Origin of the sequence: Brenneria roseae subsp. roseae (assembly GCF_003115845.1) — a bacterium.
Lineage (GTDB): Bacteria > Pseudomonadota > Gammaproteobacteria > Enterobacterales > Enterobacteriaceae > Brenneria > Brenneria roseae.
This window is the reverse complement of the sequence record NZ_KZ819025.1, coordinates 161,165-177,009: the sequence shown is the minus strand read 5'-3', so window position 1 is coordinate 177,009 and position 15,845 is coordinate 161,165. Positions and strand designations below refer to the sequence as shown.

Genomic DNA, 15,845 nt, shown 5'->3' with positions numbered 1-15,845 from the left:
TGTCAAACAGGTCTAATCCTGCAAACGAGCGATTTCTTCACCAAATTCACGAATATCTTCAAAGCTGCGATACACCGACGCAAACCGGATATAGGCAACCTTATCCAGTTTTTTCAGTGCGTCCATGACCAGATTGCCGACCATTTTGGCCGTCACTTCACGTTCACCCGTTGCACGCAAGTGCGACTTGATGTGATTGATCGCCATCTCAACATCATCAGAACTGACAGGCCGTTTTTCCAACGCCTTAAGCATGCCGCTGCGCAATTTATCTTCATTAAAAGGTTCGCGCACATCGTTGCTTTTTACGATCCGAGGCATGACCAGTTCCGCGATTTCAAATGTGGTAAACCGCTCATTACACACCAGACACTGCCGACGCCGGCGCACCTGCGAGCCTTCACCAACCAGACGGGAATCAATGACTTTGGTATCAACAGCGGAACAAAATGGACAATGCATGATGTTTCCTGACCAGGAATCCTTAACGTAAAGACAGTTTACCCTGAATTAACAGTGTAACCAAAACTCCTGAGCATTGTTGCGAAGGGATTCGCATGCTCAGGCAACAGCATGAAAAAAGCGGGGTCGTCTATGACTTGCCCGTAATCACAGCTACACTGTCAGCAAAAGGAACCAAGGATTAGTGTAAATAAAACATCAAAGGGGAACAGCAGAAATGAGAACCCGCTATCGTATGCTCGTTATTTTGCCCGCTTTGCTTATCCTGGCTGGCTGTGCGCAACAACGCCAGATGCCAAAGTTACAGAACCAGTTGAATCAGTTAAATCACCAGTTGCAGACACTCACCGACCAGGCCACGGCCCTGGAACAGCAGAACGCGTTGAATGTGCAATCAACGTCCGGCGTGTACCTGCTTCCTGCTGCGCAAAATAATGCTATTTTGCAGAGCAACATCGGCAAGCTCAGCGTCTCACTCAGCCATGTCGAAACTGAGGCCAACGGAACACGCGCATTACTGCATATCCGGACAATCGACTCGGCCAGACTCCCCGCGTTCAGCGCACAGCTAGACTGGGGACAAATCGATCCCGTCAGTGGTAAACCGTTAACCAGCGATATGCAGACCCAGTCATTTATTGTTACGCCAACGCTGTTACCAAAAGCCGAAGCGGTGATTGAGCTACGTCTCAGCGGATTGGCGCCGGAACAGTTAGGGTTTATTCGTTTGCATCATCTGGAGGAAGTACCGGCTCCGCCTCCTGTTGCGGCTACCGAAGCCCCGTAGGGTGGCGAGCAGGATAGTCCGCATAAAAAAACCCCGCGATGCGGGGTTTTTCCTTTTCGTTTGTACTGCTTAAGGCAGAATCGAAGGCTGATCCGCCCCCTCTTTCTCGACCTTCTGTATCAGCAAATGTTCGCGTTTCATGCCCAGTTTCAAAGCCAGAGCGGACGCAACGTAGATAGAAGATACCGTACCGATTGACACGCCGATCAGCATCGCCAGCGAGAAGCCTTCAAGCATCGAACCGCCAAAGATATACAACATCAGGACCACCACCAGCGTCGTGGCGGATGTCATGATGGTACGGCTCAGCGTCTGAGTCAGCGAGATATTCATGATTTCATAAGGCGTCCCACGACGAATCTTACGGAAGTTCTCACGAATACGGTCTGACACCACGATACTGTCATTCAGCGAGTAACCGATAACCGACATCAACGAGGCGACGATGGTTAAGTCGATTTCAATCTGAAAAAGCGACAACAGGCCCATCGTGATAATCACGTCATGCGCCAGCGCAATGACTGCTCCCAGAGCCAGGCGCCACTCAAAACGAAAACCGACATAGATCAGAATACAGATCAGCGCGCTCAGCAGAGCCATACCACCGGCCTGCGCCAGTTCGCTCCCCACGCTGGGACCGACAAACTCGATACGTTTTACCGTCGCGTGTTGTTCGGTTCCTTCATTGATCACGCTCAGCACGCGGTTCCCCAGTTCCTGACCGGATGTACCGACACTTGGCGGCATACGCACCATCACGTCACGGCTGCTGCCGAAATTCTGGATCAGCGGATCGTGAAATCCGGCCTTCTGTAATGAATCACGGATCAGATCCAGATCGGCCGGTTTTTCGAGGTTGATCTCAATCACCGTACCGCCGGTGAAGTCCAACCCCCAGTTAAAACCACGCACGCCCATAACAATCAGCGAGAGGATCAACAACGAACCTGAAATCAGGAACGCAATGTTGTCCCAACGCATAAAGTCATAGACCCGGCGTCCGTAGTTTAGTTGTTCAACAGTATAATCCTGTGCCACAACGCACTCCTCAGATAGACAGCTTGTTAATGCGTTTGCCGCCGTAAAGCAGGTTAACGATGGCACGAGTACCGACGATCGCCGTAAACATTGAGGTCGCCACCCCGATTGCCGTTGTGATGGCAAAGCCTTTGATCGAACCAGTACCCACAGCGTAAAGGATCACGGCAGTAATCAAGGTTGTCAGGTTGGCATCCACAATACTGGAAAATGCGCCTTTATAACCTTCATGAATCGCCTGCTGGACAGAACGTCCATTTCTCAGCTCTTCTTTAATACGCTCGTTTATCAATACGTTAGCATCAACGGCAACCGCCAGCGTCAATACAATACCGGCAATACCCGGCATGGTTAACGTCGCCCCCGGCAACAGTGACATGACGCCGACGATCAATACCAGGTTTGCAACCAGCGCCGTTGTCGCAATCACGCCAAACTTACGGTAGTAAACCACCATAAAGACGATGGACGCGACCAGCCCCCACAGGCAAGCTTCCAGGCCCTGAGTAATGTTCTGCATACCCAGCGTCGGCCCGATAGTACGCTCTTCCACAATCTGGATTGGCGCAATCAATGCGCCGGCGCGCAATAACAGTGAAAGCTGGCGGGCTTCATTCGGATTATCGATACCCGTGATACGGAAGCTGTTGCCCAAACGTGACTGAATGGTCGCCACGTTAATGACTTCTTCCTGTTTCACCAGCACGGCACGGCCGTTTGCATCTTTCTTGCCGCTGTCTTTATATTCGACGAACAACGTCGCCATCAGCTTGCCGATACTGTCTTTGGTGAAGTTGGACATGGTGTTGCCACCGGCGCTGTCCAGCGAAATATTCACCTGAGGGCGGTTGTATTCGTCATTGCTTGATGTGGAATCGGTGATGTGATCGCCCGTCAGGATGACGCGCTTAAACAGCACAACCGGTGAACCGTCACGCATGTTTTTCACTTCAGAATCACCCGGCACGCGCCCATTGGCTGCCGCCGTCACATCGGCATCGCTGTTCACCAGACGGAATTCCAGTGTCGCCGTCGCGCCCAAAATTTCTTTTGCCCGCGCCGTATCCTGAATACCCGGCAATTCAACAACAATACGGTCAGCGCCCTGACGTTGCACCAGCGGCTCAGCGACGCCCAGTTGGTTTACACGGTTACGCAGGATAGTGATATTCTGCTGAACGGCGTATTCACGCGCTTCACGCAGACGTCCGTCGCTCATTATCGCGCGCAGCAGGTTGCTGCCGCTGCCGCTGATAACCAAATCACGGTGGCGGGACGTCAGATAGTTGACGCCTTCATCGCGCGTTTGCCCATCGCGGAAACGGATTTCGACACCGTAATTGTCGGTTTTACGCACGGCGGCGTAAGGAATATTTTTCTCACGCAGATCGCTGCGCAAAGAATCCATGGTCTGCTCTTGCAGTTTGCCCAGCGCCGTATCCATATCCACTTCCATCAGGAAGTGAACACCGCCACGCAGGTCAAGACCAAGCTTCATCGGTTCCGCACCCAGTACACGTAACCATGTAGGGGTTGCCGGAGCCAGATTGAGCGCCACCACAAACTTGTCGCCCAGTTCATTCAGGAGGGCTTCACGCGCGCGGATCTGTACGTCCGGGTTAGAGAAGCGAGCCAGAATCGCACCATTTTCCAATGCAATCGACTTACTGGTGATATTTTGTTCTTTTAATACATTCTGGACTTGGATCAGCGTCGTTTCACTGGCGGCGATACCTCGCGCGCCAGTAACTTGTACCGCCGGATCCTCACCATATAGGTTAGGAAGCGCATAGAGCAGACCGATGACCAAAGCCACGATCAGCATCAGGTACTTCCACAAAGGATAACGGTTTAACACGGCAGTTCCCTTCGGGAAAATCAAAAATTACAGGGCTTTGATAGTGCCCTTCGGCAGCACGGCAGCCACGAAATCACGTTTGATTACCACTTCATTGGTATCGTTCAACGCGATTGCGATGTAGCCAGTCTCGGACACTTTGGTCACACGGCCAACCAGACCGCCGGTGGTTAATACTTCATCACCTTTGCTAATGGAATCCATCAACTTTTTGTGTTCCTTGGCGCGCTTTTGCTGAGGACGCAGGATCATAAAGTAGAAAATCAGACCAAAAACGGCCAGCATAATAACCAGAGAGTACGGGCTTCCCTGAGCCGGAGCGCCAGTCGCTGCTACAGCATCGGAGATAAAAAGACTCATTTAAATTTCCTCTTTTTTGTCAAAAAGATAAGTTATCAAAAAGATAAGTTACCAACACTACAAAAGTGAATGATACTGAATCCACATTAAAACCAGCTGCTAGTTGCTCTGCGCAACGTCTTTTTCAGCCAGCGGCGGAATGGGTTTGCCTATCCGTTGGTAAAAATCCATCACAAAGTGCTCTAATTTACCCTCTTCAATGGCCTGACGTAAACCCGCCATCAAACGTTGATAATAACGCAAATTATGAATGGTATTGAGCCGTGCGCCGAGTATTTCGTTGCAACGGTCGAGATGATGCAAGTAAGCGCGACTATAATTGCGACACGTGTAGCAATCACAGTGTTCATCAAGCGGGCTGACATCATCCTTATGCCTGGCATTACGGATTTTCACCACGCCGTCAGTAACAAACAAATGACCATTACGCGCATTACGCGTTGGCATGACACAGTCAAACATATCAATACCGCGACGAACGCCTTCCACCAAATCTTCCGGCTTGCCGACCCCCATCAGATAACGCGGCTTGTCTGCCGGGATCTGCGGACAAACATGCTCCAGAATCCGGTGCATATCCTCTTTCGGCTCACCGACTGCCAAACCGCCCACAGCGTACCCATCAAAACCAATGTCTACCAGTCCTTTTACAGATACGTCACGTAAATCTTCGTAAACACTACCCTGAATAATTCCGAACAGTGCGTTCTTATTATTCAATTCGTTAAAACGCTGACGACTACGCTTCGCCCAGCGCAACGACATTTCCATGGAGCGCTTCGCATAATCCCAGTCAGCGGGATAAGGTGTGCACTCATCAAAAATCATGACAATATCGGAACCGAGATCGTATTGAATCTCCATCGATTTTTCCGGGCTGAGGAAAATCGAGTCGCCATTGATGGGATTACGGAAATGAACCCCCTCTTCCGTAATCTTGCGGATATCGCCCAGGCTGAACACCTGAAAACCACCGGAATCAGTGAGAATCGGTCCATGCCACTGCATGAAATCATGCAAGTCGCCGTGCAGCTTCATGATTTCCTGGCCCGGACGTAGCCACAAGTGGAAGGTATTGCCGAGCAGTATCTGCGCGCCAGTGTCTTTGACCTCTTCCGGCGTCATGCCTTTAACCGTACCGTAAGTCCCTACGGGCATAAATGCCGGGGTTTCCACCACGCCACGCTCAAAAATCATCCTGCCGCGACGGGCACGGCCATCTGTTTTGTGTAATTCGTACTTCACTTAGCCTCCAGCATCAGAAAAACAGTCTGATGTTGTTATTAATAATGCCAAATCGCCTGACAGAACCTGGTCTGCGGCGAGCAGGTTAACCCATTCTTAGGCGCGGATCCGATTCCGCCCGCACTGCGGAAACTAGTTTATTTTTTCCTGTTCAGCCATAGGGTTGCGCGTAATAAACATCGCGTCGCCATAGCTGAAAAACCGATATTGTTCTTCCACCGCCTGCCGATAGGCGGACAGCGTGTTCCGATACCCGGCAAATGCCGACACCAGCATAATTAATGTTGATTCGGGCAGATGGAAATTCGTGACCAGCGCGTCGATCACCTGATAGTGATAACCGGGATAGATAAAAATACGGGTATCGCCAAAAAACGGGGCGATCAGTGCGTTCTCGCTGGCCTGCGCCGCACTTTCCAGAGAGCGGACGGAGGTTGTTCCCACCGCAATAACCCGGTTTCCGCGCGCCTTGCAAGCCAGCACGGCATCGACCACGTCCTGCGGTACTTCGGCATATTCAGCGTGCATCACATGATCTTCGATCGTTTCAACACGCACGGGCTGAAATGTTCCCGCCCCGACATGCAGCGTAACGAAGGCCATCTCCACGCCTTTTTCCCTTAAAGCGGCCAGCAGGGGCTCATCAAAATGCAACCCTGCCGTTGGCGCCGCTACCGCGCCCGGCCGCTGGCTGTAAACGGTTTGATAGAGCTCGCGATCGGCATCTTCATCAGGACGATGGATATAAGGAGGCAGCGGGATATGGCCGATATCATTCAGAATCGTCAATACGTCGCGGGCATCGTCAAAATGCAGTTCAAACAGCGCGTCGTGACGAGCAGCCATCGTTGCCCTGACGCTTTCATCATCACCCAGCAACAGTTCTGTGCCGGGCTTCGGCGCTTTTGAGGCGCGAACGTGCGCGAGAACGCGGCGCTCGTCCAGTACGCGTTCCACCAACACTTCAAGCCTGCCGCCGCTGGCTTTGCGGCCAAACAACCGGGCGGGAATCACTCGCGTATTGTTGAACACCAACAAATCGCCGGCATCAAGTTTATTCAATAAGTCGGTAAATATGCCGTGCGTCAGATTTCCCGTCGGCCCATCCAGCGACAACAGGCGGCAACCGCTGCGCTGAGCCTGTGGATAATGAGCAATCAGTGATTCGGGAAGTTCAAATGAAAAATCGGCAACGCGCATGGCAATTCACTTAGCTGTTTCATACATTAAAAAAGGGCGGCCTAGTCTAGAGCCGCAAGCGTCCGGCTGCAAGAAATAAGCACCTGAGTCGCAGAATGCATTATACTGTCGCGATGAATTTTCTTGCCCACCTCCATTTGGCCACGCTGGCTGACAGTTCGCTGTTAGGCAATCTGATGGCGGATTTTGTTCGAGGCAATCCTCAGGGCAGCTATGCTGAGGATATTGTCGCGGGTATCCGCTTACATCGCCGGGTTGATGTCCTGATCGATAACCTGCCGGAAATCAGGCAGGCGCGTCAGTATTTCAGTGACGATTACCGCCGGGTAGCGCCGATTACCCTCGATGTTCTGTGGGATCATTTTCTGGCGAAACATTGGGAACAGATGGAACCCGACGTTTCACTGCCTTGTTTTGTCAAACAGGCGCAGTTGCAAATTACGCCGCATCTGGCGAAAACGCCCGATCGTTTCCAGAATCTGAACCACTATCTCTGGCCTGAGCGCTGGATGGAACGTTATGCGGAACTGCCGTTTATTGCGGATGTGCTGCACAGAATGTCGATAAGACGTCCCAAACTGGCGGCGCTGTCCGGCTCATTTAGCGATATTGAGCAGCACTATCACCGGTTTGAAACATTATTCTGGCAGTTTTATCCACGGATGATGCAATTAGCGAAGACCCGGCAACTCTAACTTTGCAACATTGGTTATTGCTATTTGCCCTTTTAAATGAAAAGGGTAATTTAAGTTATTGAGATAAATTATCGATTGCTTCAATAGGCAAAAACTATCTCATTGATTGTTCGCTTTAACTGTATTCCGTCTGGCCGAATCCCTATACTGGCCCTGATTTTCTATATCAATCCATCATTAACAATAATTTACAGGAGTAATTATGGTCCTGGTAACTCGTCAAGCCCCTGACTTCACCGCTGCGGCTGTTTTAGGCAGTGGCGAAATCGTTGAAAATTTCAACCTGAAAGAACATATCAACGGGAAACCGGCTGTGATCTTCTTCTGGCCGATGGATTTTACTTTCGTTTGTCCGTCAGAACTGATCGCATTCGACCACCGCTACGCTGAATTCCAAAAACGCGGCGTCGAAGTTGTCGGTGTTTCTTTCGACTCTGAATTCGTTCACAACGCATGGCGTAAAACCCCGGTGGACAAAGGCGGCATCGGTGAAGTGAAATACGCCATGGTTGCTGATGTTAAACGCGAAATTCAGAAAGCTTACGGCATCGAACACCCGGAAGCGGGCGTTGCGTTGCGCGGTTCTTTCCTGATTGATAAAACCGGCGTTGTTCGCCATCAGGTCGTTAACGATCTGCCGCTGGGCCGTAACATTGATGAAATGCTGCGTACTGTCGATGCGCTGCAATTCCATGAAGAACACGGCGAAGTTTGCCCTGCACAGTGGGAAAAAGGGAAATCGGGTATGGGCGCGTCGCCAGACGGCGTGGCGAAATACCTGTCTGAAAACGCAGACAAACTGTAATTCCCCGCACATTCCCACTGAGAGAACGGCAGCAAAAAGCCGGTTGGACCAACGCCAATCGGCTTTTTTACTATGATGCCCGCCATGCCTCTACCCGCCGGCTTTTCAGGGCGATACCGCTTTTCATCTGCGTATGAAACAAACCTTTTGAAACAAAAGGTTGACCGAGAGCAGCAATCCCTTAGCCTTAGATTACCCATCCTTAATGCTGGATCGATTTACTGGAATAACAGGAGAACGCATGCAACAAAACCTGTCGCTGTGGTTGAAAAACGAAGGAATGCACTACGCGGACATCATTGCCCTACTGATTGTTCTGGGGCTGATATTGCTGATTTCAGCCATCATCCACCTGATTCTTCATCAGGTGGTATTGAAAAGAATGGTATTACGTTCGTTACATAAAGCGGATGACAACAGCGCGCCGGGCTGGAAGCAGATCTTGACGCAACATAATCTGTTTAATCGTCTGGCCTTTCTGCTACAGGGCATTATTCTCAATATTCAGGTGGTTCTGTGGCTGCCGTCCCAAAGCGAAACCCGTGAAGCCCTGGTGATCTGCTCTCAGGTCTGGATCATGATTTTCGCGCTGCTGGTGCTGTTCTCGCTCCTTGATATCCTGCGTACCGTTTCCTCACGTTCAAAAATTGCCACCCAGATGCCTCTGCGAGGGATATTTCAAAGTCTGAAGCTGATCGCAACCATCGTGGTCGGCATTATGGTGGTATCACTGCTGATAGGGAAATCGCCGTTAATTCTGATCAGCGGTCTGGGTGCGATGGCCGCGGTGCTGATGTTGGTTTTCAAAGATCCGATTATGGGATTGGTGGCCGGTATCCAGCTCTCGGCTAATGACATGCTGTTGCTGGGAGACTGGCTGGAAATGCCGAAATACGGTGCGGACGGCGCGGTAATCGACATCGGGCTGACAACGGTTAAAGTCAAAAACTGGGACAATACCATCACCACCATCCCCACCTATGCCCTGATATCGGATTCTTTCAAAAACTGGCGCGCGATGTCGGAATCAGGAGGTCGGCGCATCAAACGCAGCATCAATATTGATACTACCAGCGTACATTTCATGACGGAGGAAGAGCAGGATCGGTTACTGCGCAGCAAACTTCTCTCACCGTATCTTGAGAACAAAACCAGTGAATTAAAGCAGCATAATACCCAGTCAGAGATTGACCTCTCATCGCCGCTCAACGGGCGGAGATTAACCAATCTGGGGACATTTCGCGCTTATTTACAGGCTTATCTGCGGGCACACTCAGGCATCCATAAAGGCATGACGTTGATGGTTCGCCAGTTGGCGCCGACGCCGGAAGGCTTGCCGCTGGAAATTTATGCTTTTACCAATACAACGGCCTGGGTGGAGTATGAAAGCATACAGGCTGATATCTTCGATCATATCTTTGCGGTCATGCCCGAATTCGATCTGCGCGTCCATCAGACGCCGACCGGATATGATATGCAAGCGCTGGCGCGACAGGTCGTTTCAGCCCGTTAAAAAACGGGCCGGCGCGGGGATGCGGTCACGTTCATCGCATCCCCGCCCAAACCAGCGAGCGACAGCATCGCCGGATTTCAATTATTGCTGCTGGTACTTCTTCTTAATCATGTAGCCGATCAACAGCAATACAATCCAGATGACGCCGACATAAAGCGACACGCGCGTATCCGGGAAGTAACCAATCAGCCCAATAATAAAGAACAGGAAAATGATGCCGAATACGGAGGTTATCACACCGCCACGCAACGGGAACGCCAGCGCTTTCACTTCTTCACGGCTCAGCCCGCGGCGGAAGGCAATCTGAGAGAACAGGATCATGATCCATACCCAGACCGTCGCGAACGTCGCCAGCGATGCAATGACCAGAAACACTTTGCCCGGCATGATGTAATTCAGGTACACCGCAACCAGCAACGCCAACATCATGACGACCACCGTCACCCACGGAATGCCGCGCTTCGAAACGCGGGTAAACACTTCCGGCGCATGCCCCTGTTGCGCCATGCCATGCAGCATGCGTCCCACCCCAAACACGTCGCTATTAATCGCTGACAGAGATGCGGTGATGACGACGAAATTCAGGATACTGGCCGCAGCGGTAATCCCCATATTCTGGAACGTCAGCACAAAAGGACTGCCGCCGGTGCCAACCTGATTCCACGGGTAAATCGACATGATGACGAACAGCGTGCCGACATAAAACACCAGAATACGCCACGGCACCGAGTTAATGGCGCGTGGGATGGATTTCTTCGGATCCTGCGCTTCACCCGCCGTAATCCCGATAATTTCCACGCCGCCGTAGGCGAACATCACCAATTGCAAGGAGAGGATCATCCCCATCACGCCATTGCTGAAGAATCCGCCGTTGGTCCAGAGATTATGAATCCCGGTCGGCTCTCCACCGTTGCCTATCCCCCAGACGATAATGCCAATACCGGCGATAATCATGATGATAATGGTGGCGACCTTGAAGAAAGAGAGCCAGAATTCCAGTTCCCCAAAGGCTTTCACATTCATCAGATTGATAGCGCCGATAATCAGCACCACGCTCAGCACCCACACCCAGTGCGGTACCGCCGGGAACCACACCCCCATATAAATGCCGAATGCGGTTACATCCGCAATGGCGACGATCAGCATCTCGAAACAGTAGGTCCAGCCGGTAATGTAGCCCGCCAACGGGCCAAGATAATCCTGAGCATAGCGCGAGAAAGAACTCGACTGGGGGTTATTGACTGACATCTCCCCCAGCGCCCGCATGATGATATAAGCCACTACCCCACCGATCAGATAGGCCAGCAATACGCTGGGGCCGGCCATCTGGATAGCGCTGGCGGAGCCATAAAATAGCCCGGTACCAATCGCCGAACCCAGGGCGATAAAACGGATATGCCGCGTACTTAACCCACGCTTGAGCTTAGTGGATTGTTGTTCCATAGATAAGCAACCCTGTCGACAAAAAGAAAAACCACAGGCAAATAACCTGTGGTACATAAATCAAAAACGCATCGTGTTATTGATGTACCGTCACTTCCTGACGGCCGGAAAGGCGGTCATAAATCACGGTTGCCAGCAACACCAGCATGGATGGCGGTAACCATGCCAGCCCTTGCTCGCTCAGGGGCAGATTCAGGCTCCATTCTGGCAACAGCGTTTTGAAAGCGGAGGATTTTATACCATCAATGATGCCAAATAATAGACTGATCAACATGACTGGCGCCACAATGCGCGAACTGTTATGCCACCAGCGCAGGGTAAAACTCAGCAGAACCAGAATGATACAAGGCGGATAAATCGCGGTCAGCACGGGAATAGACAGTTGAATCAAATGACTCAGGCCGAGGTTAGAGACCACCATCGAGAACGCGCCCAGCACAAAGACCAGCGTACGGTAAGAGAACGGCAGATATTGCGAGAAAAACTCCGCACAGGCGCAGGTCAGGCCCACCGCCGTCACCATACAGGCAATAAAGATCAACAGCGCCAGAAAGCTGCTGCCCATGCTGCCGGAAGTATGCTGGACATAGGCATGCAGAATTTCAGCCCCATTCTGCGCGTCCGGCACCAGCGCGCCGCTGGTTGAACCCAACTGGAACAAACTGAGGTACACCAACATCAGGCCGAGTCCCGCAATCAGACCCGCCCACACGGTATAGCGGGTAAGGAGCGCGGCGCTTTGCACGCCACGCGAACGCGCCGCATTGACAATCACAATACCGAACACCATTGCCCCGAGGGTATCCATGGTGAGGTAACCGTTCACGAAACCGTTGGAAAAAGGCACATACTGATATGCCTCGCTCGCCGGGATATGCGGGCCGGCAGGCAGGAACACGGCAGCAATGCCGAGTACCGTCAGCGCGGCAATTTTCAGCGGCGCCAGTACGTGCCCGACCGAATCAAGCAGTCGACCGGGATACAACGAAATACCGATGACAATCGCAAAGTAAATCAGGCTGTAGATCAACAGCGGAGAAGCCCCATTCCCCACCAGCGGCGCGATGCCGACCTCAAAGGAAACCGTTGCCGTACGCGGCGTGGCAAACAACGGACCAACCGCCAGATAGCAAACCGTGGCCAGCACAACACCGGCTTTTTTGCCAATAGGCGAACTGAGCGCATCAATGCCTCCGCCGACACGCGCCAGCGCGATCACGGTCAGTACCGGCAATCCTACCGCGGTCAATAGAAAACCAACCGCAGCGATCCAGACATGCTCGCCTGCCTGCAACCCCACGATCGGCGGGAAGATAATGTTCCCCGCGCCGACAAATAAGGCAAAGGTCATAAACCCCAATGCCATGATATCTTTGGACGTTAAACGATGACTCATAATTATGTTGTGTTGCCTGTATAAATCGATAAAAAGGAGTACCTGTGCTGCTGGTCGCTGTCCTTCAGCATCCCATCAGGACAGTTAGTCACACGGTCAATGTGCAGATTTATACCCAATAGATTTATGACGGACATCTGCCCGACTCTTGGAGGGTATCGGCGTCATATTTTTTCTTGCAGCCATATTGGGGGCTAAGTAAAACGTTTATAGCGTAAAAAGACAAGGTTAGATCCAAAAACCAGAGCCTTAAGCCATTTAAACTTCAATTTTTAGTATATAAAATTATAAATGCGTAATTGCTTAATACATGATTTGTGCATTTATAAGTATAACAACGCAATAAATCTGACATAAATTGATAAATAATGCGTGATTAGGTCATAAATAAAACTTATTGAACAAAAAAAGCCATCTTCGCGCGCCGATTGCGCTCGAAATGCCCAATAGTTTCATCATGGCAATAAAGGAAATTCAGACAAGGAAGGGAATGCAGAGCAGAACAAACCCCGGAGCTGGGAACCAGTCTCCGGGGTTATAAAGATAACCGACATGGTTAGCCGTTAGTGCAAATCATCACCATACGCGGCTGGCAATATCGACCACCAGCTTCAGTTTGTCCCATTGCTGTTCTTCCGTCAGGGAGTTCCCCTCCTCGGTCGAAGCAAATCCACACTGTGGGCTGAGGCAAATTTGTTTGATATCCACAAACTTAGCCGCTTCAGCAATACGAGCCTGTACCGCCTCCACACTTTCCAGCGCCCCTGTTTTGGTGGTAATTAATCCCAGCACCACCTGCTGATGTCCCGGCTTAATGAAACGCAGCGGTTCGAAACCACCCGCACGCTCAGTGTCATATTCCAGGAAGAAAGCATCCACATTGACTTTGCCAAACAGTATTTCCGCCACAGGTTCATAACCGCCTTCAGAAATCCAGGTAGAGCGGAAATTTCCACGGCACACGTGCAGCCCGACCACCAGATCATTTGGCTTATCCGCCAGCGCATTATTCAGCACATCGGCATAAATACGAGCCAGTTGTTCAGGATCTTCTCCCCGCTCGCGGATCTGACGTTTTTGATCGTCGGAACACAGATAAGCCCAGACAGTGTCATCCAGTTGCAGATAGCGGCAACCCGCGTCATAGAACGCATGGATCGCGTCACGCCAGGTTTGCGCCAGATCGTCAAAATACGCGGCCAGATCCGGGTAAACCTTATTATCAATGGCTTTACGACCGCCACGAAAATGCATCACGCTGGGGCTGGGGATCGTCATTTTGGCCACCGCATCGCCGGCAATACCGTTCAGATAGCGGAAATGGTCCAGCATTGGGTGCTGCGGATTAAAGCTGACTTTATCAATCACGCGAATCGCATGGGATTTGGTCTGGATGCCGTTAAACTGAATTCCCTGTTCCGCTTCATAGCGCTCCACGCCATGCAACCCGGCAAAAAAATCAAAATGCCACCAGGCGCGGCGAAGCTCACCGTCGGTCACCACCTGAAGGCCGGTTTTACGCTGTAATTCGACCACGCGCAAGATCTCCCGATCTTCAACTGAACGCAGCTGTGAAGCGCTAATCTCGCCAGCCTGATACTGAATACGAGCCTGCTTGACCGCTTCCGGACGCAGTAAACTGCCGACGACATCAGCGCGAAATGGAGGACGTGTTTTAGCCATATGTTGCTCCTGACAATCCATCCATACGCAATAAACGGCGGCAGACAGATAGTTTCATTATGAAATATTTACCTGATTAAATAGTTACACTCCAGACACTATAGACATCTGGACGTCTAAATATGCAGACATCCTGTCATGTGAGGAAAAACGGAGCAATAGAAGATTTTTCACATAACATGAATAAAATTCATGTTGCGCGTTATCCGCTGCATCAGTGCGCAAAAGCGGGCGGTTGAGATTCACTCAGACCAAGTTGGAGCCGGGTTAATTGGCGGGTCTCTTCAGGCAACGGCAAATAACCATCCTGACTAACCAGCGACTGTCCGGTATCCGACAGCACTCGCTCCAGAAACGCCGCGGTCAACGCTTCCAACGGTTGTCCCGGTTCTTTATTGACATAGATATAAAGATAGCGAGTGTATGGATAGAGTCCGCTGCGGATATTCTCGGTAGAAGGGAAAACATAGTCCGTCCCCTCCGAAGCCAGCGGTACCATTCTTACTCCACTGGTGCGAAAACCGACGCTGGCATACCCAATTGCGTTCGTCGATGCCGCAATAGCCTGAACCACCGACGCCGAACCGGGAAGTTCGTTCACCTGAGGCAGGAAATCACCGCCGCATAGGGCACGCTGCTTAAAAAATCCGTATGTCCCGGAGGCCGAGTTTCGTCCGTAGCGCAATATCGCTCGCGTTTCCCAATCGCGGTTCAATCCCAGATCGCCCCAATTCTTAATCGGCTTCCGGCCACCGCAGCGCTGGGTCATTGAAAAAATGGCATCCAGTTGAGACAAGCTCAGCCCCGGCAAAGGATTATCCTGATTGACCAGCACCACCAGCGCATCCATTGCCACGGGAACCGCCAGCGGCGGGTAACCGTAATGCTGGACAAACGCATCAATCTCGCTGGATTTCATGGCGCGGCTCATGGGTCCCAGCTGAGCGGCGCCAGAAGCCAGAGAAGTCGGTGCGGAAGAGGATCCCGCCGCCTGAATCTGCAAATTCACGCCGGGATAATACTGACTAAAGTCCGCGGCCCAGAAAGACATCAAATTGGCCAACGTATCCGACCCCGCGCTGGAAAGGTTACCGGCCAGCATTTGACGCGGCTGCGCGGCGCAGCAAAGACTCACCAGCAATAAAAAAACGCAGGGAGCGTTTTTTAACGTTGCCTGCAACGGCCTGTTAAGGTGGCGGGCAGGGATAGCCCGCCATAAAAAAACGCAGGAAGCGTTAATGACGGACTTCATGAATTAACATCGCCTGAACAGAGAGACAAAGCCCCTGCCGGGACGCCCCGCGACGTGGTTATCCCGGCGGCCCCGGTATTTAAACGATCGGCATGAGATGTCATGAAT

The 15,845-nt window shown here is 51.5% G+C and carries 14 protein-coding genes; 4 read left to right on the top strand and 10 right to left on the bottom strand.

Features of this window, described 5'->3' with window-relative positions:
* Positions 1 to 12 precede the first annotated feature (12 nt).
* Positions 13 to 462: a transcriptional regulator NrdR gene (gene nrdR, locus DDT52_RS06890; RefSeq protein ID WP_109052861.1), complete on the bottom strand. Its 450-nt coding sequence runs from the start codon at positions 460 to 462 to the stop codon at positions 13 to 15.
* A 217-nt stretch (positions 463 to 679) separates the two neighbouring features.
* On the opposite strand from nrdR, the gene DDT52_RS06885 reads away from it, so the two are divergent.
* Positions 680 to 1,249, top strand: a complete 570-nt coding sequence (locus DDT52_RS06885) for a SadB/YajI family lipoprotein (protein WP_136155695.1) — start codon at positions 680 to 682, stop codon at positions 1,247 to 1,249.
* A 69-nt stretch (positions 1,250 to 1,318) separates the two neighbouring features.
* On the opposite strand, the gene secF is transcribed toward DDT52_RS06885, so the two are convergent.
* From secF to queA, 5 genes are all read right to left on the bottom strand, one after another.
* On the bottom strand, positions 1,319 to 2,287 hold the full coding sequence (secF, locus tag DDT52_RS06880) for a protein translocase subunit SecF (RefSeq protein WP_109052859.1): 969 nt from the start codon (positions 2,285 to 2,287) through the stop codon (positions 1,319 to 1,321).
* A 10-nt stretch (positions 2,288 to 2,297) separates the two neighbouring features.
* The gene (gene secD, locus DDT52_RS06875) at positions 2,298 to 4,145 is read right to left on the bottom strand and encodes a protein translocase subunit SecD (protein WP_136155694.1); all 1,848 of its coding nucleotides are present in this window, start codon (positions 4,143 to 4,145) and stop codon (positions 2,298 to 2,300) included.
* A 27-nt stretch (positions 4,146 to 4,172) separates the two neighbouring features.
* Positions 4,173 to 4,505: a preprotein translocase subunit YajC gene (yajC, locus tag DDT52_RS06870; RefSeq protein ID WP_048635837.1), complete on the bottom strand. Its 333-nt coding sequence runs from the start codon at positions 4,503 to 4,505 to the stop codon at positions 4,173 to 4,175.
* A 99-nt stretch (positions 4,506 to 4,604) separates the two neighbouring features.
* A complete protein-coding gene (gene tgt / locus DDT52_RS06865; RefSeq protein ID WP_136155693.1) occupies positions 4,605 to 5,750 on the bottom strand; it encodes a tRNA guanosine(34) transglycosylase Tgt in 1,146 nt (381 codons plus the stop codon).
* Between the two features lie 132 nt (positions 5,751 to 5,882).
* Entirely contained in the window at positions 5,883 to 6,950 is a 1,068-nt protein-coding gene (gene queA / locus DDT52_RS06860) for a tRNA preQ1(34) S-adenosylmethionine ribosyltransferase-isomerase QueA (protein ID WP_136155692.1), read from the bottom strand.
* Between the two features lie 113 nt (positions 6,951 to 7,063).
* Between queA and DDT52_RS06855 the strand changes: the two genes are divergently transcribed.
* The 3 genes from DDT52_RS06855 to DDT52_RS06845 all read left to right on the top strand — a co-directional run bounded on the left by DDT52_RS06855 (position 7,064) and on the right by DDT52_RS06845 (position 9,963).
* Positions 7,064 to 7,645 (top strand): ACP phosphodiesterase, encoded by a 582-nt coding sequence (locus tag DDT52_RS06855; RefSeq protein WP_136155838.1) that lies wholly within the window; start codon positions 7,064 to 7,066, stop codon positions 7,643 to 7,645.
* A 202-nt stretch (positions 7,646 to 7,847) separates the two neighbouring features.
* A complete protein-coding gene (locus DDT52_RS06850) occupies positions 7,848 to 8,450 on the top strand; it encodes a peroxiredoxin C (protein WP_109052855.1) in 603 nt (200 codons plus the stop codon).
* 241 nt (positions 8,451 to 8,691) lie between these two features.
* Positions 8,692 to 9,963 (top strand): mechanosensitive ion channel family protein, encoded by a 1,272-nt coding sequence (locus DDT52_RS06845; protein ID WP_136155691.1) that lies wholly within the window; start codon positions 8,692 to 8,694, stop codon positions 9,961 to 9,963.
* 81 nt (positions 9,964 to 10,044) lie between these two features.
* Here DDT52_RS06845 and proY read toward each other — a convergent pair whose 3' ends face one another.
* The 4 genes from proY to DDT52_RS06825 form a co-directional block, all read right to left on the bottom strand.
* Complete coding sequence (gene proY / locus DDT52_RS06840; protein WP_136155690.1) at positions 10,045 to 11,406, bottom strand: proline-specific permease ProY; 1,362 nt, start codon at positions 11,404 to 11,406, stop codon at positions 10,045 to 10,047.
* Between the two features lie 76 nt (positions 11,407 to 11,482).
* Positions 11,483 to 12,802 carry a branched-chain amino acid transport system II carrier protein gene (brnQ, locus tag DDT52_RS06835; protein ID WP_136155689.1) on the bottom strand — a complete coding sequence of 440 codons (1,320 nt, stop codon included), beginning with the start codon at positions 12,800 to 12,802 and terminating at the stop codon, positions 11,483 to 11,485.
* A 576-nt stretch (positions 12,803 to 13,378) separates the two neighbouring features.
* The gene (locus DDT52_RS06830; protein ID WP_136155688.1) at positions 13,379 to 14,485 is read right to left on the bottom strand and encodes a cobalamin-independent methionine synthase II family protein; all 1,107 of its coding nucleotides are present in this window, start codon (positions 14,483 to 14,485) and stop codon (positions 13,379 to 13,381) included.
* 214 nt (positions 14,486 to 14,699) lie between these two features.
* Complete coding sequence (locus tag DDT52_RS06825) at positions 14,700 to 15,737, bottom strand: PstS family phosphate ABC transporter substrate-binding protein (protein WP_136155687.1); 1,038 nt, start codon at positions 15,735 to 15,737, stop codon at positions 14,700 to 14,702.
* Between the last annotated feature and the right edge of the window lie 108 nt (positions 15,738 to 15,845).

Excerpts from the sequence above, each read along its gene's own strand:
- DDT52_RS06850 (WP_109052855.1), top strand. The coding sequence starts at position 7,848 with ATGGTCCTGGTAACTCGTCAAGCCCCTGACTTCACCGCTGCGGCTGTT.
- DDT52_RS06855 (WP_136155838.1), top strand. The coding sequence starts at position 7,064 with ATGAATTTTCTTGCCCACCTCCATTTGGCCACGCTGGCTGACAGTTCG.
- nrdR (WP_109052861.1), bottom strand. The coding sequence starts at position 462 with ATGCATTGTCCATTTTGTTCCGCTGTTGATACCAAAGTCATTGATTCC.
- DDT52_RS06825 (WP_136155687.1), bottom strand. The coding sequence starts at position 15,737 with ATGAAGTCCGTCATTAACGCTTCCTGCGTTTTTTTATGGCGGGCTATC.
- DDT52_RS06845 (WP_136155691.1), top strand. The coding sequence starts at position 8,692 with ATGCAACAAAACCTGTCGCTGTGGTTGAAAAACGAAGGAATGCACTAC.
- brnQ (WP_136155689.1), bottom strand. The coding sequence starts at position 12,802 with ATGAGTCATCGTTTAACGTCCAAAGATATCATGGCATTGGGGTTTATG.
- yajC (WP_048635837.1), bottom strand. The coding sequence starts at position 4,505 with ATGAGTCTTTTTATCTCCGATGCTGTAGCAGCGACTGGCGCTCCGGCT.
- proY (WP_136155690.1), bottom strand. The coding sequence starts at position 11,406 with ATGGAACAACAATCCACTAAGCTCAAGCGTGGGTTAAGTACGCGGCAT.
- queA (WP_136155692.1), bottom strand. The coding sequence starts at position 6,950 with ATGCGCGTTGCCGATTTTTCATTTGAACTTCCCGAATCACTGATTGCT.
- DDT52_RS06885 (WP_136155695.1), top strand. The coding sequence starts at position 680 with ATGAGAACCCGCTATCGTATGCTCGTTATTTTGCCCGCTTTGCTTATC.
- DDT52_RS06830 (WP_136155688.1), bottom strand. The coding sequence starts at position 14,485 with ATGGCTAAAACACGTCCTCCATTTCGCGCTGATGTCGTCGGCAGTTTA.